The sequence below is a fragment of the Phaeodactylibacter xiamenensis genome (assembly GCF_965229835.1).
Lineage (GTDB): Bacteria > Bacteroidota > Bacteroidia > Chitinophagales > Saprospiraceae > Phaeodactylibacter > Phaeodactylibacter xiamenensis.
Genome location: NZ_OZ245931.1, coordinates 2277998 through 2301349, shown reverse-complemented (window position 1 = coordinate 2301349; position 23352 = coordinate 2277998). Strand labels below are relative to the sequence as shown.

Annotated in this window: 17 protein-coding genes; 11 read left to right on the top strand and 6 right to left on the bottom strand. The window is 50.1% G+C overall.

Annotated elements, in window-relative coordinates; genetic code table 11:
- The first annotated feature begins 93 nt into the window (after positions 1-93).
- The 3 genes from ACO08I_RS08505 to tnpC all read left to right on the top strand — a co-directional run bounded on the left by ACO08I_RS08505 (position 94) and on the right by tnpC (position 2851).
- Positions 94-321, top strand: coding sequence for a hypothetical protein (locus ACO08I_RS08505; protein ID WP_044220747.1), 228 nt, complete (start codon positions 94-96; stop codon positions 319-321).
- A complete protein-coding gene (locus ACO08I_RS08500) occupies positions 318-1313 on the top strand; it encodes a UPF0236 family transposase-like protein (RefSeq protein ID WP_081969018.1) in 996 nt (331 codons plus the stop codon). The genes ACO08I_RS08505 and ACO08I_RS08500 overlap by 4 nt, the downstream gene beginning before the upstream one ends.
- Before the next feature lie 71 nt (positions 1314-1384).
- Positions 1385-2851 carry an IS66 family transposase gene (gene tnpC, locus ACO08I_RS08495; protein ID WP_421947457.1) on the top strand — a complete coding sequence of 489 codons (1467 nt, stop codon included), beginning with the start codon at positions 1385-1387 and terminating at the stop codon, positions 2849-2851.
- A gap of 639 nt (positions 2852-3490) precedes the next feature.
- Here the strand turns inward: tnpC and ACO08I_RS08490 are convergent.
- Positions 3491-3838, bottom strand: a complete 348-nt coding sequence (locus tag ACO08I_RS08490; RefSeq protein ID WP_044230109.1) for a 4Fe-4S dicluster domain-containing protein — start codon at positions 3836-3838, stop codon at positions 3491-3493.
- Between the two features lie 241 nt (positions 3839-4079).
- On the opposite strand from ACO08I_RS08490, the gene mutS reads away from it, so the two are divergent.
- From mutS to ACO08I_RS08470, 4 genes are all read left to right on the top strand, one after another.
- Positions 4080-6680, top strand: coding sequence for a DNA mismatch repair protein MutS (mutS, locus tag ACO08I_RS08485; RefSeq protein ID WP_345894655.1), 2601 nt, complete (start codon positions 4080-4082; stop codon positions 6678-6680).
- Between the two features lie 167 nt (positions 6681-6847).
- Positions 6848-7567: a 4-hydroxy-tetrahydrodipicolinate reductase gene (gene dapB / locus ACO08I_RS08480; protein ID WP_421949052.1), complete on the top strand. Its 720-nt coding sequence runs from the start codon at positions 6848-6850 to the stop codon at positions 7565-7567.
- Between the two features lie 24 nt (positions 7568-7591).
- On the top strand, positions 7592-8680 hold the full coding sequence (locus ACO08I_RS08475; RefSeq protein WP_282781644.1) for an endonuclease/exonuclease/phosphatase family protein: 1089 nt from the start codon (positions 7592-7594) through the stop codon (positions 8678-8680).
- Between the two features lie 26 nt (positions 8681-8706).
- Positions 8707-9318 (top strand): toxin-antitoxin system YwqK family antitoxin, encoded by a 612-nt coding sequence (locus ACO08I_RS08470; RefSeq protein ID WP_282781645.1) that lies wholly within the window; start codon positions 8707-8709, stop codon positions 9316-9318.
- Between the two features lie 87 nt (positions 9319-9405).
- Here ACO08I_RS08470 and ACO08I_RS08465 read toward each other — a convergent pair whose 3' ends face one another.
- Both ACO08I_RS08465 and ACO08I_RS08460 read right to left on the bottom strand, forming a co-directional pair.
- On the bottom strand, positions 9406-9612 hold the full coding sequence (locus ACO08I_RS08465) for a hypothetical protein (RefSeq protein ID WP_282781647.1): 207 nt from the start codon (positions 9610-9612) through the stop codon (positions 9406-9408).
- A gap of 152 nt (positions 9613-9764) precedes the next feature.
- Positions 9765-10496: a PAS domain-containing protein gene (locus ACO08I_RS08460; protein ID WP_282781649.1), complete on the bottom strand. Its 732-nt coding sequence runs from the start codon at positions 10494-10496 to the stop codon at positions 9765-9767.
- Positions 10497-10781: 285 nt separating this feature from the next.
- Between ACO08I_RS08460 and ACO08I_RS08455 the strand changes: the two genes are divergently transcribed.
- Entirely contained in the window at positions 10782-14489 is a 3708-nt protein-coding gene (locus tag ACO08I_RS08455; protein ID WP_282781650.1) for a hypothetical protein, read from the top strand.
- 155 nt (positions 14490-14644) lie between these two features.
- Entirely contained in the window at positions 14645-17473 is a 2829-nt protein-coding gene (locus ACO08I_RS08450; RefSeq protein WP_421949051.1) for a serine hydrolase domain-containing protein, read from the top strand.
- Here ACO08I_RS08450 and ACO08I_RS08445 read toward each other — a convergent pair.
- On the bottom strand, positions 17453-18748 hold the full coding sequence (locus ACO08I_RS08445) for an N-acetylmuramoyl-L-alanine amidase family protein (RefSeq protein WP_052516521.1): 1296 nt from the start codon (positions 18746-18748) through the stop codon (positions 17453-17455). The two genes, ACO08I_RS08450 and ACO08I_RS08445, sit on opposite strands and share 21 nt — an antisense overlap.
- A 244-nt stretch (positions 18749-18992) precedes the next feature.
- Here ACO08I_RS08445 and ACO08I_RS08440 point away from each other — a divergent pair, with 244 nt between their 5' ends.
- Complete coding sequence (locus ACO08I_RS08440; RefSeq protein WP_044230094.1) at positions 18993-19652, top strand: heme exporter protein CcmB; 660 nt, start codon at positions 18993-18995, stop codon at positions 19650-19652.
- A 2-nt stretch (positions 19653-19654) separates the two neighbouring features.
- On the opposite strand, the gene ACO08I_RS08435 is transcribed toward ACO08I_RS08440, so the two are convergent.
- Together ACO08I_RS08435 and ACO08I_RS08430 are read right to left on the bottom strand one after the other, a co-directional pair.
- The gene (locus ACO08I_RS08435) at positions 19655-20941 is read right to left on the bottom strand and encodes a sulfatase-like hydrolase/transferase (protein WP_282781655.1); all 1287 of its coding nucleotides are present in this window, start codon (positions 20939-20941) and stop codon (positions 19655-19657) included.
- Between the two features lie 152 nt (positions 20942-21093).
- A complete protein-coding gene (locus ACO08I_RS08430; RefSeq protein WP_421949050.1) occupies positions 21094-22755 on the bottom strand; it encodes a methyltransferase domain-containing protein in 1662 nt (553 codons plus the stop codon).
- A 220-nt stretch (positions 22756-22975) separates the two neighbouring features.
- Between ACO08I_RS08430 and trxA the strand changes: the two genes are divergently transcribed.
- Positions 22976-23284 (top strand): thioredoxin, encoded by a 309-nt coding sequence (gene trxA / locus ACO08I_RS08425; RefSeq protein ID WP_044230089.1) that lies wholly within the window; start codon positions 22976-22978, stop codon positions 23282-23284.
- The last annotated feature ends 68 nt before the right edge of the window (positions 23285-23352 follow it).

Here is a 23352-nt window from a genome sequence, read left to right as displayed (position 1 = left end):
AGGGTTTTGGGTTGTAGCTGAACGTTAAAAGTATCGTAACTATTCAGCACGCCGTGTGTATAACAAATTGCACAAGTTAGCTATCTTTAAAGTATGAAGAAGCCAACCCCCACCCCGAGCGAGCTAGAACAAGTTGCCGACGAGATACTAAGTGGCATGCGTGCCGAGCTACTCGACTTTCTGCAATCTCAAGCCAACGCGACCTCATCGTCAGCTTATGAGAATAGCGTTTTAGATTTAGCCCGCCAATTTGCCCAAAAGGTAGCTACCCAACAAGATGGGCCACTGCCAAAGAGCCGCAACGCTAAAAAAAAGTCTTGACAAGTTTTGGGCAGCTTACGCTGTCTAAAAACCACGTGCTATGCCAAGGCACAAAACGCTTTGCCCTCAGTGAGCGCCTGCGGGAGCTGTGCTGCCTGCTAGGACAGGGCAGTGTTTACGAGCAGGCTAGCGAGACACTGGAAGAACTGCTTAGGCTAGACTTATCTGGTATGCAAATACAGCGTGTCTGTATGCACTATGGCAGTTTAGTAGGCCCATTGGTCAGCGCGGATGCGGAAGGGGCCATACCCAGTTTAGAAATTACTGATGAGCAAGCGCCTACTTATGTGATGATGGATGGCATGATGCTCCCTACACGAGAGGAAAAGAGCTGGAAAGAAATTAAGCTCGGCCGCATATTTCAACACCAAGATGTGGTACAACTGTCGGCCAAGCGCAGACAAATACGCCAATCCGTCTATGTGTCCCATTTTGGCAGTGTCGACCAGTTTTTCCCTAAACTGGAGCGCCATCTAGTACCCTATCAAAAAAAGGTCATTTTGGGAGATGGAGCCCCATGGATATGGCGTTGGGCCGAGGACAACTTCCCTGGGGCTCGTCAAATATTAGACTTCTATCACGCCAAAGAAAAACTGGTGCTCTTTGCAAAACATCAGTTTAGAGTAGATGAAAAACGCAAAGCCTGGGTGGCTGGCCAGTGTGAAGTACTCTCAGCCAATAGAGTGCACGAGGTAGTGGATAACGTAAGCTGCCTCAGAGCGAGAAATCACGAAGCCCGGGAAGCTAAGGCGAAACTGCTATCTTATTACGAAGAGCATGAAGACCGTATGCAGTACAAAACCTACAGGGATGAAGGGCTGCTCATCGGCTCTGGACCAGTAGAGGCCGCTCATCGTAGTGTCTTGCAGCAGCGGCTCAAATTATCCGGCCAACGCTGGACGGTTGATGGGGCGCAAGCCATCGCGGATTTGCGGTGCTATCGTAAAAGTGGAGCGTGGAGTACGATCCAGCAACTTGTCGCAGCGGCATAGCTGTGCAATTTGTTATACACACCAGCACGCCTGTGTGCTGAGGATTTAAAATAAAGTTATTATTTTTTGGGATGCTTCCAGAACCACTACAACAAGCCATCAAGAGATTGCCCGAAGAAGCCCGAGTGCTCGTCGAGGCTATAGTAGTGTTCTATGACCATCACTATAAATCGAAGATCGAGGAATTAGAAGCCAGGATCAAAGAACTGGAAGATCAGATATCCAAGAACAGCAGGAATAGCAGCAAGCCTCCTTCTTCGGATGAGTTTGACAAGCCTGCCCCCAAAAGCCAGCGCAAAACGACTGGCCGCAAGGCTGGCGGGCAAAAGGGCCACGAGGGGGCTAATCTAAAGATGGTGGATTCCCCAGGCGAAAAAGAGCTTCATAAAGTGGAGGTTTGTGCCTGTTGCCAAAAAAGCCTTTGCAGGCAAAAAGCCGATTCCATAGAATGCCGCCAGGTATATGACTTACCCCCGTTGGAGTTGGTCATAACCGAACACCAGGCTGAAGTTAAACGCTGTTCCTGCGGGCATGTCAACCGAGCCGATTTTCCGGCGGGTGTTAACCATTATGTGCAATACGGCCCCAACATAAAGAGCCTTTTGGTGTATATGCAAGATTACCAACTGCTGCCTTACGAACGGACCAAAGAGTTTGTCCAGGATATTTTCGGCCATCAGCTCAGTACTGGCACCTTATATAATATCCGTCATACGGCCTTTGGCCAACTGGACACTTTTGAAGAGCGGCTCAAGGCACTGTTGACAACAGCAGTTGTGGCCGGCTTTGATGAAACCGGTATCCGGATAATGGCCCAGCGGTTGTGGCTGCACAGCTGTTCGACTAGCCAGCATGCGTATTATAAGCCTCATGCCAAGCGGGGACAGGCTGCCATGGATGATATTGGCATTTTGCCCAAATTCGAAGGCATTGCCATTCATGACTTTTGGAAGAGCTATTACCGCTACGGCCGTGAACACGGCCTGTGCAATGCACACCTGCTAAGAGAACTAACCTTTGTCAAAGAACGCCATAAGCAAGCTTGGGCGGATGAACTTGCAGGCCTGCTCCTCAAAATGAAAGCTACTAAAGAAAGGGCTATTGCCAAAGGCAAGGAGTTCTTGTCCCCGGCAACTTTAAGCCGGTATCGAAGCCTCTATGAAAGCCTGGTACAAAAAGGGCTTAAAGCCAACCCCTACAAACCTCCTCCGAAAAAGAAAAGAGGCCGGGATAAAAAAACGAAGCCTCGAAACCTAATAGAACGCTTTAGAGACTACGCTGACGATATTTTGAGGTTCTTCTACGATTTTAAAGTGCCATTTGACAATAACTTCTCTGAACGGGACATCCGAATGATGAAAGTCAAACAAAAGATCTCGGGTTGTTTCAGAAGTTTTGACGGCGCCAGGTTCTTCGCAAGAATCCGCAGTTTTATCGTCACGGCTCGTAAACAAAATATCAATGTTTTCAAGGCATTGAAGAATTTGTTTATGGATAATTCTATCGTTTTTCAATTAACCAGCACGCAGGCGTGCTGAATAGTTACGAATTAAAAATCAAAAGTACAGAAGATTTAGAGGGAACTTTGAAGGAATTAAGAACTGAGATAAGTTTTACCTCAAGTTTGTTTAACGAATTCATTCTACTTTTCGGAAGATATAAGGACATCAAAAATCCGTCACACCCTCTTCATAAGTCGTTAATTTACTCTCATTAGAGTTTATTAAGGTAAGTTTTGTATAGGGTATGGATGAGTATTTTTTGCCAGATCAAAGAACGCCCGGAACCTCGTAGCCTAAGCTACGAAGGTGAGGACGAGATGCAGAGCTGGTGAAAAAAACCATTCAGAAACATACAAAATTTGCGTTAATAAACTCTATTAGTTGAAGAAGATTGACGTTCTTCTAAAGTCTCTCCCAAAAAATCTTCATACGTAATTTTAAATTCTTTAACCAAATCAAAAAATTGTTCTTTATTCAGGCCAGTTGAAGCTCTCTATTGTCGATCATTGCGGATATCTTTGTAGCTTATTTCCATTATTCCTTTTTTAGCCTAAATATACGATCTTTGATTTTCAATGAGTTAGCTTACAACAACTCTACTTAACACAAAATCAACAGAGCGCTAACAGCCATTCACCGTTAGCGCTCTACACTTTATTCTGTATGATGTAAGCATCAAAGGTGCAGCCGCTCTTTGCGCTCAAGCAGTTTCTCTTCAGACTCTCTGCGATCGGGGTCATCTACACAACAATCAACCGGGCAGACGGCAGCACACTGTGGTTCCTCGTGAAAACCTACGCACTCCGTACACTTATCTGGCACAATATAGTACAAGTCGTCAGAGATTGGATCATGTTGAGCATTTGCATCAACCTCTGAGCCATCTTCCAGCTTATAAGAACCATTTACTCCTGTACCGTCAGCAATAGCCCATTCCACACCGCCTTCATAAATGGCGTTATTAGGGCATTCCGGCTCGCAAGCGCCGCAGTTAATACATTCATCTGTGATTATAATAGCCATATCTGGATTGCTTTTGTTCTTCTGTTCTTAATTCCAACACGGGCAGTTCCGGTTGGTTGTCCAATGGGGCAAAAATAAGCCAAGGGGTTAGATTTTGCAAAGCCTTCTCTAGTAGTCTTATCTTTGGATAGCTTCCCTTTATGGCAACCCAAATGGAACAACTATATTTGTGGACTAACGAAAATGATCCACATTGGCAAAGGCAAAGAAAACAAAGGGCGATGGTAAGGTCACGCCTCTGATGCAGCAGTATTTTAAAGTCAAGTCTAAACACCCGGATGCAATCCTGCTTTTCCGGGTGGGGGACTTCTATGAGACCTTTGGGGAGGATGCTATCACCGCCTCTCAGGTGCTGGGTATCGTGCAGACCAAACGGAATAACGGCGGCAGTGACATCGAGCTGGCGGGGTTTCCCTATCACTCCATGGACCTTTATTTGCCACGCCTCGTCCGTGCAGGCTACCGGGTGGCAATTTGTGAACAACTGGAAAAGCCCAGCCCACAGAAAAAAATTGTCCGCCGTGGAGTAACTGAAATCGTCACGCCTGGCGTTGCCGTGGATGACAAACTGCTGGACCATAAGTCTAATAACTTCCTGGCTTCCCTGTACTTTGGTAAGAAAGACCAGGTCGGGGTCTCCTTCCTGGATGTTTCCACCGGGGAGTTCATGGTCTGTGAGGGCAGCCTGACCTATGCCGATAAGCTCATCCAAAGCTTCAAGCCATCGGAAGTCCTCTTCCCTAAAGATCGCCAAAAAGACTTCCTGAAGCAGTTTGGGGATAAGCTCTACACTTTTATGCTTGATGAGTGGGTCTACACTTTCGATTATGCCCGGGAAAAGCTGCTTGAACATTTCGAAGTCCAAAACCTCAAAGGCTTTGGGGTGGAAGAGATGGAGCTCGGGCAGATCGCTGCCGGTGCAACCCTTCACTACCTGGCTACGACTGAGAATAAAAATCTGCAACACATCAATGCCATCAGCCGCCTGCAGCCCGATCGATACGTGTGGCTCGACCGCTTCACCATCCGCAATCTGGAGCTGGTCTACAGCAACCACGAAACCGGAGTGGCGCTAATCGATGTCCTCGATCAGACCGTTTCGCCAATGGGGGCCCGCTTGCTGAAAAAATGGGTGGTCCTGCCCCTGACCATACCTTCTGCGATTGATAACCGCCTGAATATCGTTGACCACTTCTATAAGGATACTGAACTGGAAGGCGCCCTCACTCAGTATATCCAGCAAATTGGTGACCTGGAACGCCTGATTTCTAAAGTCCCGCTCGGAAAGATCAACCCACGGGAAATCAAGCAAGTGCAAAGGGCTCTCGAGCTTATCAGGCCCATCAAAGAGACTCTGCAAAACAGTAACCTGGAGCAACTGGCAAAAATAGGGGAGGGGCTAAACCCTTGTGCTCTGCTGAGGGATGAGATCGAAAAACGGCTGATTGATGACCCCCCCGTCAATTTATCCAAGGGGGGAGTCATGGCGGATGGCTTCAATGAAGAGTTGGATGAGTTGCGCAATATTGTCAACAACAGTAAGGACCTGCTACTGGGCATTCAGCAAAGAGAAGTTGAAAATACAAGCATATCGAGTCTTAAAATTGGGTTCAACAATGTGTTCGGCTACTACCTGGAGGTGACCAATAAACATAAAAACAAAGTACCGAAGGAGTGGATGCGTAAACAAACCCTGACCAATTCCGAGCGCTATATTACCGATGAGCTCAAACAACTGGAGTCTAAAATCCTCGGCGCAGAAGAAAAAATCCTCGCGTTGGAGGAAAAGCTGTTCTCAGAGCTGGTCTTCACCCTCGCAGACTATATTCAGCCTATTCAGCACAATGCAGCCCTGATCGCCCGCATCGACTGCCTGCTCGGGTTTGCTAAAGTAGCACGCAAACAAAATTACTGCCGCCCGGAAATTAATGATGGTACGGTTATCGACATCAAACAGGGGCGGCACCCGGTTATCGAGCAACAGTTGTCTATCGATGAGCCCTACGTGCCCAATGATGTCTACCTGGATACAGAAACCCAGCAAGTCATGATGATTACCGGGCCGAATATGGCGGGTAAGTCAGCTTTGCTCCGGCAAACGGCCCTGATCGGCCTTATGGCACAAATGGGTAGCTTTGTTCCTGCCGAAAAAGCTTCTATTGGCCTCATTGATAAAGTCTTTACCCGCGTTGGGGCTTCAGATAACATCTCCTCCGGAGAGTCGACCTTTATGGTGGAAATGAATGAAACGGCTTCCATCATGAATAACATCTCAGACCGCAGCCTCATTCTGCTGGACGAGATTGGGCGGGGCACTAGTACCTATGATGGGATTTCCATTGCCTGGTCCATTGCTGAATTTCTTCACAACAATGGCACCGCCCGGCCCAAAACGCTCTTCGCTACCCACTACCACGAGCTGAATGAGCTGGCCAATAAATTTGAGCGGATTAAAAACTTCAATATCGCTACCCGGGAAGTCGGCCAGAAGGTCATTTTCCTGCGCAAGCTCGTACCAGGGGGCAGTCAGCATAGCTTTGGTATACATGTGGCCAAAATGGCAGGTATGCCACGTACTATCGTGGAACGGGCTGCTCATATCCTCACTCAGCTGGAGCAAAAATCCATTAATAATGAAGATAACGGCAACGGTGCAATAACGGCAGCCAAACCAGACACGGGAAGGATTTCAACGGAGACCCTGCAACTCAGTATTTTCGAAACGGTGGACCCAACAGCGGGTAAAATCAAAGAGGCGCTTACCGACCTGAATATTAATAATATGACACCGATCGAATGCATGATGAAGCTAAATGAGCTAAAGGGCCTGTTGGAAGAATAAAAAAAGCCCCGGCGTTGTTACCAGGGCTCCTGTCAAACGTTTTTGGGATTCATTTGGCTATATAAAGCTGTGTTTATTTGCTTGATGTTTGCCTTTTAGACGAGTGCTCTTCGAAAAGTCACAACTTTGAATGAAGTTCTTTACCTTCGGTATTAAAAGGACCTGCGATGCCAAAGATTGCACTACTTGGTTATGGAAAGATGGGAAAAGCCATCGAGCAACTGGCGATCAGTGCTGGTGATGAAATTGTCATGCGGCTTAGTGCTGATAATGAAGCGGTATTGACCACAACTAATCTGAAACAAGCGGATGTCGCTATTGATTTTAGCCACCCAGATACCGGTTTCAGGCATATCGAGGCCTGTTTGAAGGCCAACGTACCGGTCGTTAGCGGCACTACAGGCTGGCTGCACCGTTTTGAGGAAGCTAAGGCGCTTTGCCTGGAAAAGGAGGGCGCTTTTTTCTATGCCTCCAACTTCAGCATTGGGGTCAACCTCTTCTTCGCTCTCAACCAAAAGCTGACAGAGCTGATGAATGACTGGCCAGCTTATCAGCCCTCCATGACAGAAATCCACCATACCCAAAAGCTGGATGCCCCAAGCGGCACAGCCATTACCCTTGCGGAGGATATGATCGAAAGGCTGGAGCGCGTAAAAGGCTGGCAGGAGGGTACAAATGCGGAAGCCGGGCACATCCCTATCGAAGCCATTCGGGAAGGGGACGTGAAAGGTACGCATGAAATCCGCTATGCCTCTGCTGTGGATACCCTCACTATCCGTCACGAAGCACACAGCCGGGAGGGGTTTGCCAGAGGCGCTCTGCAGGCAGCCCATTGGCTGATCGGTAAGAAAGGGGTGTTTGGAATGCGGGACATGCTGGGGCTGTAAAAATATAGACAAAGAGACAGGCTTATGAAAAAATTAATCGCCAGAGTTGCCATCACTTTTACTTTGCTTTTGGTGCTTTATGTGGGCGGGGTGTTGCTCTACGGCACGCTAAATGATTGGGTCCCTGAAGCAAAAGCTCCATTGGCTAATTCAGGAGCAGAGCCCACAGCGCTTATCGAAGACAGCTTACTGACCTTCGTGACCTGGAATCTGGGCTTCGGTGGGCTGGGAGAAGAGTCGGAGTTCTTTTTCGACCATGGGAACATGTACTTGTCCAAAGGGCGGATGGTGCGTGCCCCTAAGGAAGCCGTACAAAAAAACAACGAAGGCGTTGAGCAATTTGTAGGTTCCACCGCCTCAGACTTTTTCCTCTTCCAGGAAGTCGATTACCACTCCAAGCGCAGCTATTTTACCAATCAGCATGAGCTTGTTAAGGAGCAAAAGCCGGATTACAGTGCTTTTTTTGCGACCAATTATCGATCGCCACTCGTGCCGATCCCCGTTTTTGAGCCCTGGCATCTTTACGGAGAAGTAGAGAGCGGCCTGGGTACCTACAGCAAGTACCAGCCCTACGAGTCGGTCCGGTTGCAACTGCCGGGTGCATTTCCCTGGCCGGTCCGTCTTTTTCAGTTGGACCGCTGCGTGGCTTTGCACCGCTTCCGCGTAAAAGGCGACAAAGAGCTTGTGGTCATGAATGTACACAACTCAGCCTACGATGCTGATGGGTCGCTGAAACAACAACAGATGGCTTTTTTGAAGGAGTTATTCCTTAAAGAATATCAGGCGGGGCATTATGTAGTAGTCGGTGGCGACTGGAATCAGGTGCCGCCTTTTTTCCGCTTTGATGGCTATATGCCAGGCCGCACACAGGGGTACACTCAAATCAATATCGGCCCGGAATACCTGCCTGCGGACTGGCAGTGGGCGTATGACCCCAGGGTGCCCACCAACCGGAAGACCAAAACACCCTACCGCCCGGGCGAGACTTTCATTACCCTGATCGACTTCTTCCTGGTCAGCCCCAATGTGCAAATCAGGAAGGTAAAAGGGATGGATCAGAAATTCCGCTATTCAGACCATCAGCCCGTCTATTTAGAAGTAGAGTTGAAATAATTTTCGAAAACAAAAATCATAGTAGCATGTACAAATTCTTCATGATGCTTGCTTTGGCAGCATTTTTCACCGCTTGTGAGCAGCCCGCTAAAAGCCCTCAGTCCGGCGCTTTAACTGGCGACACCGCCAATAAAGCTGCGACAGAAGGGTATGAGGTCACTTACATCGAGAACTCTCCCGCACAGCGCCTGGTGAAGCGCAACGCAGAAGGTGCTATTATCGAAGAAGGAATGCTTTACGACGGCAAGAAGATTGGCGCCTGGATCGAATACGGCCCGGAGGGCAAATTCCCGGCCAAGCTCACCACCTATGCAGATGGGAATTACAATGGGACTTATCTGGAGTTCAATACCCGGGGGCATATCACCCTGAGGGCTACTTACAAGAATAACAAACTAGACGGCCCATGGGCAGCTTATAGCTTTGGACGGGTCGAAAAGCAGGCCAATTACAAGAACGGAGAACTCGATGGGACTTATCTCGAATACAATAAGAAGACCGGGGATCTGCAAAAGGAAGTCAATTACAAGGACGGCAGGCAGCATGGTGCCTACCGCTTTTATGACGAAGAGGGCAATGTTATGCTGGAGTACGAATACCGGGATGGTGAGAAGGTCGAAGGAGGTGTAGTGGAGTAGCTAACAATACAAAAGCCGAAGCCCAAGGGGCTTCGGCTAATGAAATGATGATAATTCTCCAATGCCTTAAAAAAAGACTTAGAGACCTCAATTGTAATGATTTACCTGAGAATCTCCAATTTTTTCTGTTGTCCTTTTAAGGATATTTCTAATATTTTCTTTCTCAAGGTCATGCATAATAGTAGTCCTTTCCTTGGAATAACCATTATGGCCGTTGAGCAGTGCTTCCATCGGTTCTCTCTTGGTGTTGTTCACCCAGAAAGCAAAGCCGATCATTTCTCTGATACCGCTCATAACTTAAACTTTAAATGATGAAGCTTGCACTTGAGCAAGCCATTTGCAATCTTGCTACACTCAAGGTGCTGTTTATTAAGCGGTAAGGCAAGTTTAAGCGGAAGGGAAGGGTCCGTATTCGCGAATATGGAACAAAGCACTCATTTTCAGAGCTATTGCTTAAGGTATTTGCGGGGCGTCATCCCGGTCACCTCCTTGAATACTTTATAAAACGTAGACTTGTTTTTGAAGCCACATTGCCGGGCGATCCCAAATAGCGTGAGGTTGTAAAATTTTGGGTCCTTAATTTTCTCTTTGACCTCTATTACCCGGTAGAAGTTGATAAACTGCTGGAAGTTGCATTTTGCATTGTGATTGACCACCTGAGAAAGGTATTTGGTATTTGTGCTCAGTCGGTCGGCAACACTGCGAAGGGAGAGGTTAGGGTCCAAAAACAAAGATTCTTCCTCTATTGTCTGTTTCATGCGCAGATAAAGCCGGAGTTCTTCCATGCCTTTAAGGCTGCTTGAGCTGTATTTCTCTTCCAGATTAAGCAGAGGAATCGGTAATTCTGTTTCCACCGCATTGCCGTCCACTTCAAATGCTATGAAGTTGGTCAGGTTTTGAGACTCATCGTACACCGGGTGGATGACCAGGCGGCACAGGTATTCCTCTCCGTTCTTGCGGTAGTTTGTAATTTCTCCCCGGAATGGAAGCTCATTGGCCAGACCCTGCCTGATTTGATTGACTGCTTCAGGTTCTGTCTTTGGCCCCTGCAATATCCCCCCGGGGCTTTTCCCAACCACCTCGGGCAAAGAATAGCCCGTGATGTGGGTAAAGTCATCATTGACCCAGAGAATGCGCTTTTGGGCATTGGTTAATATGACGGCGATGTTTGGAATCATGTTGTTTTTTGTCTGTTTTGTTTAACCTTTGATGGTGTTTGCCTCTAAAAGGTTAAACATTTGATAGCCAGTGGCTTATGAAGACAATATAGGCTATTGGCAGGCCTTTTCCAAGTTTTTTAGAAGCTTAGAAGACTCAGGTTTGTTTCAAATAGTGGACAAGGATACAAGATGACATTACCGTGACTAAAAAGGGGGCGTTTAAAAGACTTTCCAAAAAAGTTATTGGATTCGGGAAAATGGCGATAAATTAAGACCCTACTAACAGTAAAAAATACGATGAAGATGCAGGCGAGTGCCCAGGAAATGATTCAGTATGCCTGGAGTGAAAGCAGCACACACCTTAATACACATCCTGATTTTGAGGTTGCCCTTGATTTTGTCAGCCTACCGGATAAACAGGGCGAGTCTTTACTCCAGCAATTGATACAGGGCGATTTTCGAAGTATCATTGCCACAGGTGTGGACCAGGAGCCTGGATTAAGGCAGGTGTACTTTGAAAGCCGGGCCTGGGAGCGGTCCCGGGGCGGGGCAGCCGTTGGCATCGGCTATCCTTTCTTTCAGGATGAAGAAGCCGAATCCGGCAGAGTGGTTTTTGCTCCGCTGCTGATCTGGGAAGTACACCTGGAGCCGGGAAATCAGTACAATAGCCCCTGGCGCCTGTCCAGGACACCGACTCACCGCCTGCGGCCTAATGTCTATCTTATTTCGTACTGGAAAAATAAAACAGGGAAAGACCTCGCTCCTGTTTTTGACCGGTTTCTCAACCAGCAGTCCTTTGGATTAAAACATCTGCAGCAATTTTGTCAAAATGTAGCTACCGAGCTGGAATTGCCGTCACCTGCCCTGAAGGGTTTGCCCATAATGACTGACAGCCACGCCTTTGTTCGTACTGAAAGAGGCAATGGTGCTTTTGTGGAAGCTGCTATTCTGAGCTGTTTCCCGCATCAACCGCCCTGTACCATTGGCCTCCCACAGGCAACGCCTGCTCATAGAGAGGGTATGTCAGATACTTTTGGGCCCTATACCCTGGACCCCTTTCAGGCTACTGTAGCAGAACAATTACAGCAAAAGGGCTGCAGCTGGGCAGACGGCCACAGTGGGACAGGCAAATCGGCTCTGGGGGTCCACCTCCTGGTCAATCAGTTAGCTCATGGAAAACCCTGCCTTGTTGTTTCGCCCCGGACCGGTACCCTTAAGGAGTATGAAATGGCCATCGATCAGCAGGGGCTTTCAAGGCTGGCTTTCCTTCTCCGTGATACTGCAGCTGATAAGATGCTAATGCTCGATATTCTGCGTGCCTCTGCTTCAAACCGGGGCGCGCAACAGCCCGGGGATCACCGAAGGCTAAAGCAAATTATGAACAAGGGACAGCGCCTCCACGCCAAGCTCACGGAGAGCTATCGGGCTTACCGGGCTGTTACCGTTGCCGGGCAACCCTGGGCACAGACAGTGGGGCAGTACCTGGAGAGCGCTCAAACGGAAGGTAAAGAACTTTTGGGTACGCAGCTCAATGCGCAGGACTATACATTCAATTCAGAGGCCTACGATGCACTCTCCGAAGTAGTGGAGCGCTGCTATCAGCTGTTCAAAAAGACCCACACCATCCGCAGCCCGTTGGGAAAGCTTAGCCCGGGCCTGTTTTTGAGAATGGAGGAAGAAGATGCCAGGATGTTTGCAGAGACACAGGTCCGGCAACTCCTGGATAAAGCGACCCGGCTGCAATTGTGGTTCATCAACCGCATTGATGCCTACGCCGATCAGCTTTCAGCTCACTACGAACAATATTACCAAAAGTTTGCCCGACAGCTTATTGAGCTCAAAGATACGATGGCGGAGCAGGAGTCCGAGCATGGCAAAGAGTTTTGGAGTGCCGGAGCAGGTTCCCTTCGCCTCAGACAAGTCTTCTCAGACCGGGCTAAGGCGCTGCGTGCTGCCCGAAAAGAGATTCTGGAAGGATACCGCAAATTGAAGGTGGACTTTCAGCGGCAGTCCTACTTTGATGCTGAATTCCCCAGCTGGGATGAGGCAGAAATGCCCGGGCTGAACCAGTGGCTGAAAGCTTTTGAATCTAGATTGCAGCAATGGCGGATGAACCTGCGGGAGCAGGTTCAGGATGAAGTAACCCGCCTCAGCCGTAAGTCCGTGAATCCCCGTTTGGGCTTTGACAATCAGGTGGAGGAGTTAGAAAAAAGTCTCGACCGCCTACTCGATGATATTAATGAAACCGGGCTTTATCACTTGCCCCTAAGCCACAATACCCTCACGTTGCCCAAACGGCAGCGGTTTTTGGATGAGGTGGTGGAGCAACTTGAAGAAACCAAGCGCGCACTGCCTGAATTTGGCAACTTCTATGCCTGGCAGCGCAATTGGCTGCAATTGGATGAGCACGCCCGACGGATGGTCAAAGGCCTCCTCAGGGTGAAACCTGATAACTGGATGGCGGCCTTCCGGACCTGGTTCCTTGATAATGTGCTTAGCCAATCTTACGAAGCAGTATTGCCGCCAGATTTGGATGCGCTGGAAGAATATGCAAAGGTAACGGAAAGCCTAAAGGAAAACCTGCCCGCGCATATCCTGCAGCTTTGGCAGTCCAGAAAGGAGCAGGCCGTACAGGATTTGCGCCGCCGCCGTAAAATCGCCTACAAATGGCTGATGCAGGGCGGAACAGTTGAAGAGCGGATACAGTTTGCCCGTCATCTGCGCACCCTGGGAGACGTTCCCGTTGCCACCAGCCCGGCTTTGCTGACGGTGCCCCATTTAGCCGATGAGCTATTCTCAGAAAGCAAACAGCGCTTTGGCCTGGTAATCATCGAAGAAGCACATCTGGTGCCGGCAGCTATGCTGGAACGCTTATCCGCAATGGGGCACCGTACCCTTATGTTAAGCCCCAGAGGATGGGATGATCAGTCGCTGCAGCCGCAGGAGCTTCAGGGAGAAGTGCCGGCTTTTCAACTGCGGCACATGCACGGAACCAGCACTTTGCACTTTCGAAACGCAGCACAACCTGCTCCCGTATTGCCCACCAAAGAACAGGTGGCTTTCGAACAGGTAGATGGTATTTACGATGAAGCGCTTGAGCAGAACGACGCGGAAGCGCGCTCCGTATTAGCTATGCTTGCCAAAATTGAAAGGACCCCACAGCGTACCTACCCCTCGGTTGGCATCGTTTGTCTCACGACAGGGCAGCGGTTGTTGCTGGCCGACTACCTGCTGGGCATCAAGCAAAGGCGGAGCACCGGTGTGGAAACCATTCAGCAGCTCGACCGTAATGGCCTTACACTGATGGATTTGTCTGAAGTAGAAGGGCAGAAATTTGATATTTTGATTGTCTCTGCCACTTTCGGGCCAGTAGGGCCTAACGGGCCTGTCACAGGGCATGTACACCGGCTGGATCAGCCCGGTGTACAGCAACAATTAGAAGCACTGATGAGCGCAGCCCGGCAAAAAGCATGGGTAGTCAACTCCCTGCCTGTTGATTGGCTGGAGGAAGGAGAAAAACTGTTCGAAGCCGGACAGCGCCTGCCGGTTTATTTCGCATTTTTGAAAGCTTGCGCAAATAATGATGTATCTAAAATCGAACAGTTGTCCGCTCGTTTTGCAGGCCAATTGCAACAACCACCTGCTTTTCCGCCTCCCTACAATTTACTGCGGCAGGTACAGCATTATCTGAAGCCTTATTTGACCCCGGGGCGCCTGCACCTGGCCGAACGTACACCTGATGACCAGATAGCCTTAACCATTGATCCGGCACCCGGCTTTTCCAGGAGATTTGGCCTTTTGGTGGATGGCTTTAAGGCCCACACTCCGTACACTAGTTTTGCGTGGGAGGCTCAACAGCGGCAATGCTGGCAGGGACAAGGTTACGAACTCCACCAAATCTGGTCGCCGGAGTGGTGGCGCAACCCCGAGTTGCAGGCCCGGAAGCTGGCCAGTATTCTGATTCAGGAGGAACCCCCACTGCCGTTTTTAACAGCAGAAGAGGAAGAGTAGAGCTTAGCAGTATAAAATGCAACTTTAATCCTTTCTTAACGGCCGCAGGGTTTTATTTTGCGTTTTCTCTATTAGGTGAGCAACTCATTGCGGAGCTGCTTCGTATATTGGAATATAATCAGGTAGCGAGGATGATGAGGAATAAGTTAATTTTAGTGGTTGTAGGACTGAGTTTGGCATGGTCTTGCCAAAAGGAAGCCCCTTTGCCTGATGTAGAGCTGCCCGGGCTGTCACTCTTTTTACAGTCTGCTCCCCCGGGAATTGATCAGTACCTGAAAGAAAAAACAACGGATGAAAAGCTACAGCAGTTATTGGTCTTGAAAACGGATGCAGCTCAGGTAAGTGCTGCCCGCCTGGGTGCGGCTTCCGGTTGCTGGCTTACTGCAGCTGCTCCGGAGGATTTGGACCGTATAGACCGTCTTTGGGAAACCCGGACTTCCTTCCCGCCTTTAAAGGTGACTGAGCCTAATCGTTTGCCCGGTTATCTGTTTGGGGCGCAACAAGCCTTCCCTTCCTTAGAGGCCATCTCTTCAATTGGAGACGATAGTCTGCGCATCCGGTTGGAACAAGCCTATATTCATCAGGCGAATGCATTACAGCTGAGCTGGCTAAGTTTGCCTGGCTACGGTATGGAAGGAGGAGCAACCTTGCTGCCGGAAGCGGGTATCCAAAATCAGGCTCGCTGGATCAATCAAATGAACAAAGCCCATTTGCTTTCTGTCGCCGCTCCTTTTTCAGATACAGATTTACTTTCGGTAGACACCACCAAAGCTTTTCTGAAGTCCTTAGCCTACCATAAAACTTTAATTGAAGCAGGCTTGGGTGGTTTCTGGCTGCCGGTGGAACAACTCGGGCGGAGTGGTCGCCTGGCAGATCTTTTCCGCAACCGGCTTCAGTTTGGCGGGCTGCTCATCGCAGAGGTAACGACAGAAGCTCAAATCGCCAACTGGCTTGAACAGGATGTTGACTTGCTGGTGATTGAGGCCGGTCAATACACCCCTGCGCTGAAAGCGCTAAAGCAAGCCTACCGCAGAGGCGTACTTAGCGAAGAACAGCTCAATCAAAAGCTGACAAGAATTCTTAAAGCCCGCGCCTGGGCAGGGGATAAACCTGAGCCCGAGCCCCGTCCTGCTGCCTCAAAACCAGCGTTGGAGGCTTCTGTAGCGGGCGCAACAGTGGAAGCACAGCCCGAACGGCTTTCCAGAGAAGAATACTTCAGTGCCACAAGCTGGGCGGTATGGCAGCGCAAAGCCTATGCTTCTTCGATTGTCCTGGCTGCCAACCCCGAACAGCGGGTCCCTCTCGAAGCAGGGGAGAAAGACTGGACGATTCTGCACCTGCCAGGTACGGTCTACGACCGGCATTTTGAACAGCGCTTCGGGCACTATGCCAATTATCGGCTGGTGCGCTCATGGGCGGAAGCAGCAACTGCCGACCGCCTTATTGTGCTGCTGGATCAATACCTTTTACAAGCGCCTGACCTGGGCCAGCTGGACCGTATCAGGCAGCAGGCAGAAGTGGTGGTGGTCAACCTTGGGCACCCCGTTAACCTTCAACAGCTGAGCCGGAATGAAGTGGTGGTACAGGCTTTTGGCAATAGCGATCTTGAAAAAGAACTGGCAGCACAACTCCTATTCGGGGGGATTGCTGCAAGAGGGCGATTGCCATTGACCTACAGCCCCGATTTCCTGATCGGGCAGGGGGAGAAAACAGAGGCCGTACGCCTGGAGTATGCTTTGCCTCAGCAGGTGGGGGTATTGCCTCAACGCCTGGTTGGTATCGACGCGATTGTGCAGTCAGCCATTGACGAGGGGGCAACGCCCGGGGCACAGGTGCTGGTTGCGAAATCCGGGAAGGTCATTTATAATAAGGCTTTTGGCCACCATACCTATAAAAAGGAACAAAAGATACAGCACTCGGATCTGTACGATGTGGCCTCCATTACAAAAATTGCAGCGACTACCCTGATGGCGATGCAGCAATATGAAGCCGGTCAGTTGCAGCCCAAAGGCCAGCTCCGGGAATATTTAGACCTGCCATCCAACAGCCGCCTGCGCAACCTGACTCTTCAAAAAATAATGACCCATCGCAGCGGGTTGCAACCTCACCTGCCAGTAATCCCTTATTTGCTCGCCCGCGAAGCAGACAACGATAATTGCGCTGATTACTTTTGTAAAACCAGCTCACCTGATTTTGCCGTGCCGGTATCGAAGAACTTCTTCTTCTCTACACAGTTTCACGACAAGATTTGGGAAGACATGCAACGCCTGCGCGGCCGCCGTACCCGATACCGTTACAGCGACGCCAATTTTGTGCTGGCCCAACGAGTGGTGGAAGCCCTCGGCGGGCACCGCCTGGATACACTTGCAACCATGCACTTTTACGAGCCCCTCGGGTTACGCTTTACCCGCTTTACACCGCTTGCGCACTACCCTGCAGATCAGATTGTACCTACAGAAGATGATTATCGCTGGCGGCATCAGCTGGTACATGGATTCGTACACGATGAAACAGCGGCGCTTTTGGGAGGCGTGGCCGGTCATGCGGGCTTATTCAGTAACGCAGAGGACCTGGCGGTAATGTTTCAAATGCTGCTCAATGGCGGTACTTATGGCGGGAAGCAGTTCCTTAAGTCAGAGACGATTGAGTACTTCACTAGTGCCAGTCATGGTAACCACCGTGGGCTGGGCTTTGATAAACCAGAGGAAGATGATATCGAAGAGGGAGGTTACCCGGAAGCCATCAGTGAGCGGACTTATGGGCATACCGGTTTTACGGGCACTTGTGTCTGGGTAGACCCGGACGAAGAGCTGATTTATATATTCCTATCCAACCGGATTCACCCGGACCGCAGCAACCGCAAACTTTTCAAGGATAAAGTGAGAGAGCGTATCCATAATGTGATCTACGATGCCCTCGGTACGTTTGAACCGGAATGGCCGGAAATGGAGCGCCCGCTGGCCTCAGTCCAAAATCCCCTCTAGCAGCCAATCGGCAAGTGCCTGCCGGTTGCTTTCCAGAATGACCCGCTGTTGGTCGAACTTATTCCTGATATTAGCCAGCTCAACGTACACGGAAGGTGTTAGTGTTTCCCTCAGCATGTGCAGGTCGCGGGGAGTGACCGTACCATGGTACTGACCGTTGGCGCGGTATTTGCGGTACTTTTTGCGCAGTGCATGCTGTAGGTCCAAAGCCACTGTTTTACTCTCAGAGCTGGTCGGGTGATAGTAGAAAAAGACGTCTTTGCGCTCGCCTTTGTTTCTGGAATCTACGTGCACGATGATGGTCGTTTGTTCGGTAACTCCTGCGGCCTTGTTTTTTTCGTACAGTTCGTTAATGGCATTAGACCGCTGGAACAGCCGGGGCTTTTGTTGCCGCATTATTTTCTGACCGCCCCAGACCACTTCGTCATAGTCGCAGTCCAGGAATTTGTCGCTTCGTATCCCATCGTTGTCGTCGCGGATGATCATATAGGCGGTTGCACCATGGGCTACAAGGTTCCGGCAAAGGCGCAGCGCCACGTCATAGGCGTATTCATCTTCACAAAGGCTATACTCGCCACGCCGGCCTATGGCGCCGGGGTCCGGGCCGCCATGCCCACTTACAATGTAAAAAACCTTGCCTTTGAGCCGGGTGCTTTCCAGAGGAGTGTAGGCATATTTAGGGCCGAAAATAGGGAACCGGCGATTGCCGCTGCCGGACTTGTCAACAGCTTCCTCTGGCTGCCGCTCGGTTATAGGCTCCGGGATCTTGAGGTCTGGCTCCGGACAGTAAAGCTCATGGTAGGGCACCCAAAGGACCCGGTTGTCTTTAAAGGATTGATCGCGCTGTTTTTCTGCCAGCATACGCTCATTGTAGTCCTGAATCCGAACGGCAAGATTCCAGTCATCAATGCCAATGGTGGACCTGATCGTACGCCCGTTGAACTCATAGAGGAGGATGGGCAGCTCGTAGGTCCGCCCTACAATGAGATGCGAATTTTTCTTAAGACTGTTGAGGGTATAAAATTTGGTGAAGTTACAGGAATTGCCGTCGAGCCCGTATCGTCGCATAAGCGCGTAAATCCCATCACCGGACACGGCTTTGACCGTAAAATACCGGTTGCTTTCCGGTACAGTAGCTTTTGGGAGTTGAGCTTGTGCTGGCTGTATGGTCAGCCAGTAAGTCATTAGTATTGTCAGGGATATAATTTTCTGCATCATTGCAAACCCTTTGTAGTCCATATTAATGACTACCAGTTCATTTTGGTTTATATGCAATACGAAGTGGTTTGCAACATCGACCACTGACGAAGCGTAGCTTGTCAGGACAGGCCACTGACGAGGCATAGCTTGTCAGGGCAAGCGCAAGCCACTTCGTATTGCGTGAATGCTGACCCGCCTGCCTTAGTATTAAGTACGGCGGACAGGCATTCAGTAGGTTTGCTATGGCAAACCACTTAATCGTCAGTATAGTTGGGGGCAAAATATACTCATTAACCCCCAAATTCCCTACCTTCGCGCCATGGGATTGATGAAAGAAGTGGTTTTTCTGTTGCGCAAGGACCTCCGCCTGGAGCTCAGGTCGAGCTATGCCATCAGCGGTATATTGCTTTACGTGTTTTCCACCATTTTTATTGTCTACTCCTCTTTTCAGCGGGTACAGCCGGATGTTTGGAATGCCTTATTTTGGGTGATCGTGCTGTTTGCCTCCATTAGCGCTGTGGTCAAAAGCTTTGTGCAGGAGCATGGTGCCCGGGAATTGTACTACTACACCCTGGCAAACCCGACCTCCATTCTATTGTCCAAGATGCTCTACAATATCCTGCTCCTGAGCCTGCTGAGCCTGCTCACCTGGCTGGGCTTTAGCTTTGTGGCGGGCAATCCGGTCAAGGAAACGGCGCAGTTTTTTGGCATAATTTTTCTGGGGGCAACGGGGTTTTCTATTACATTCACCTTTGTTTCCGCTATCGCTTCCAAAGCAGACAGCAGCGCTACGCTTATGGCCATACTGGGTTTTCCGCTTGTCATCCCGGTCCTGCTGACCCTCATCAAGCTCTCGGCTAACGCCCTGCGGCTGATGCGGGATACCGGCATTGAGAAAGATGTGATGATCCTGGTGTCGATCGATTTGCTGTTGCTGGGTATTGCACTGGTCCTTTTTCCCTTCCTTTGGCGGGATTAGGTTTAATTTCTGATGGCTGATAATGCTGCCTCCAAAACGCTTTTGGCTTCAGCTGCCTCTGCGGGTAATACACCTAAGAGTAAATTATTGTTTTCGTAGGGGTCTTGCTCGAGCTGGTACAATTCTTCATTCCCATCAGCGCCGGTAATGAGCTTATACTTTCCGTTACTGATTGCCCAGGCATTGGTAGTGCCATTGTCCATTTCTGCATACTGAAATGTCCTGCTTCCCTGGCCCCCGGTGAGGAGGTTGGCAAAACTGTAGCTATCCTGATAAACAGCTTCGTTAATGCCCGTCAGGTTGGCAATAGTGCTGAACAGGTCTGTGCTGCATAAAAGACTGTTATCCTCCCCCTGACGTGTAACGCCTTTGCCGGAGACAAACATAGGGACATTCACTCCTCCCTGGTACAGACTGCCCTTGACGGTACTGCCAGAGTAAGGAGCTTGTGCCACCTGGGCAGGCGTACCGTTATCCGCTAAGAAAATGATGAGGGTGTTGTCCAGCACTTCTGTCGGAATGCCCTCGAGCAGGCGTCCGATTTGAAAGTCCATCGCTTCAATAGCTGCCATATAATAAGGTGTGGGGTCAAGCCCATCGGCATAGTCTGGAAGCGCCCCCTGAGTATGCATAGCAGCCGGTGGCGTATGAAAAGGCGTGTGAGGGGCATTGTACGCCAGCCATAAAAACCAGGGTTTAGACTGGCTGTTGACCCAATCTATTGAAAGGTCCGTGAATACCTGAGTGATGTATTCGGTTTGAAGGCTGCCGCTGCCATCCTCTGTCAGTTGCCATTGGTAATAGTTTTGGACTGCCCCACGGGCCAGGCCTGCATAGTAATCAATGCCAAAGCTTTCCGGGGTCGCCACCGCCCCTTCCTCTGATAAATGCCATTTGCCGATCAGTGCAGTAGCGTAGGCACCATCTGTACCGTCCTTTATATATTGGTGCAGTGATTTTTCAGTTATCGGTAAAGGGTCGCCGGCCCACTTAACACCTGTACGGTAGCCGTACCTGCCTGTCAGGATGGAAGCCCGGGTAGGAGAACAGGTTGGATTGACCCAAAGACGGTTGAAAGTGAGGCCTTCTGTGCGAAGACGGTCAAGATTGGGCGTGCCGGGCTTCGTGTTACCTTCCGTAAACCCGGAGGTGGCATCCTTGCCCATATCGTCTGCCAGGATCAAAAGGATGTTGGGCTGAGCTGTAGCCGTTGGGGTGGGGGCCTCCGGTTCGTCATTGCAGCCGAGTGTGAATGCCAGAGCAAATAGCAGTATTGTGAAGTACTTCATGTAAGCGCCGCTTTAAAGATAAAGGAAGATAAGCCAGGAATTGTACTCAGGCAGAGGGGACTTATTTAGGCTTTTTTAGACTCGATGCGTTGGAGAAAACGAGCGGGTTTAATCACAAGATATTCCTCCAAAACATCAAGTCTATCTAGCTACTAAAGCGCTTTCTGCGCCACCACAAAGTAGCGGGTACTCTTACAGCTGTCTGCCTCTTCGGGTATAAGCCCAAGGCTGTAGGCATCGTAGAGCAGTACATTACCTCCGAATGCGCGCTCAAAGTAGGTGCGTACCCGGTGCAAAGGAGGCAGGAAACGCTTGTGCCGGCCGGCGTAGTTGAGATCCATTTGGCCATTCCTGAATTCAATATTAAGAATTTCGCTTTCCTGGTACATGCGCCCTTCTTCTTCAATGAGCCTGGGCGTGCGCAGTGAGATGATGGACTGATCTTCGGCGTACATCACATTGGGGTACCAGCGGATGTGGTCGGGCGTGATAAAGTCGCCCAGGAAGTAGCCACCGGGCTTGACCAGCGCGGCGGTCTTCTCAATGGCTTCCTGCAGGTGGCTGCTTGGCAGATAGTGGAAGACATTCAGGCCTGTGAAGGCAATATCCCATTGTTTGCCATCTGCGTCAAAAGCAAGAATATCGCCCTGTTCGGCACGGATCCGCTGCCGGGCCTCCTGTACCATTGCCTCCGAAAGGTCCATGCCGAGGAGTTGATCGTAGGGCAGTCCCAGTTCATCAATGATATACCGTTCCACCAGGCCTGTGCCGGCACCAATGGACAGGAAGCGCTTGTCTGAAAAATCCGGGGCGAATTTTTGTTTGAAAAATTCGAGCCCGCCGGCAATGAAGCCTTTCAGGCAGGGACGGCAGATAAGTTCGTCGTAGAGCGCTGCATATTTGTGGAATTGGTCGCCCTGTGTTGCTGTTTCGGCGAGCTCGTTCTGTAGTAGAGCAGCCGCACGAAGTTCCTGATTAAGGATACGCCAAAATACGGAGTTGTCGGCATGATTGTCCGCGTTGGTATGTGCTTTAAGGTCTTTGAGTAGCTGAGACTGAGCAGCATCAGAAAACAGGCGTTGCGCAGCGGCATCCAATTGCTCGCGGGCACCCGGCAGTCCCGCCTCTGCCATTCGCTTTAAGCGCCGGGTCAGTTCCACCTGATAGCGCAGCAGGGTAGGAAAATCTGCTTTTGGGCCGGGCTCCTTCCATTTAACTTCACTTTCCGGCAGGGCGAAGAACACACCGCCGTCAACGCGCTGAATGGTTTGATTTTCCAAATCGTACACCCGGGCATCGCCGGTGACATTCTCAATGTCTTCTGGCCTGCCATAGACATGCAGTGTTTGGAAAGGCTCAGCGGTAGGGTTGCCCATTTGGTGAACCAGGGTGTGGCTTACGCCGACGACATCACCGGGCTCAAAGGGAAAGCGTGCCAAGGTTGAAATACGCCCTTCCTCAATTCGGAAGGTAGCATGCTCTGCGGGCCCGAAAACCTGCACGGCGCCCCATTCTGTATATCCATGGTCGTGGATGCCGGAAAAATCGCCAGGCTGCCAGCTCATAGCCATGATTTCAAAATGATCACCTTCGTAAATCAGTTTACGGCCGTAGCTGTCGGTAGCAGGATGGCCATAGTCGGCCCAGGGTGCTATATCTTCAGGTTGAACACCGGCTTCCAGGACGATCCTGCGCATATCCGCAGGTTTTAAGGCGCGTTTGGCTTCCAGTTGCCGGGCGATGTATTGTAAGGCTTTGGGGAGTGCTTCGATGGTCTTCGCTGGGGGGAGTGGATGGCTCACCGTTTTTTGCATAGCTTAAAAGTTTCGTTATTGACGCCTCAATATCTGAAATTCAGTATAAAGTTTTGGTGACTGTCGTCACAAATCAGTGAAAGCGAACAAATTTATACCAGATACCATTCCCTATCTGTTAAGTAGGTTTTAAATTTATGCAGAGTGTGACTGCCGTCACTGAATGGAGGTGGGCATCGTTGCATCTTTGCACTGTGATCGTCATAAAATACAACTGAACATGAGCAAGAAAATGTCTTTCAACGACTTGATCAACGGCGAAAAGCCAGTCCTTATTGATTTCTCAGCCGAGTGGTGCGGGCCTTGTAAGGCAATGGCGCCTATCTTGAAAGAGGTGGCAGGAGAAATTGATGGCAAAGCGTCCATCGTAAAAATAGATGTAGACCGCAACCGCGCGCTCGCTACTAAGATGCAAATTCAGGGCGTCCCTACATTCGTGCTGTTTAAAAACGGTGAAATCATGTGGCGGCAGTCGGGCATGCAGTCCGCGCATCAGCTGAAGCATGTGATCAATCAATTTGCCAATTAAAGACGCTGTTTGCCCGAGGTGTTGCCGTGCTGGCAAAATTGCGGCACCCTGACCGGAGCAATTAAGCT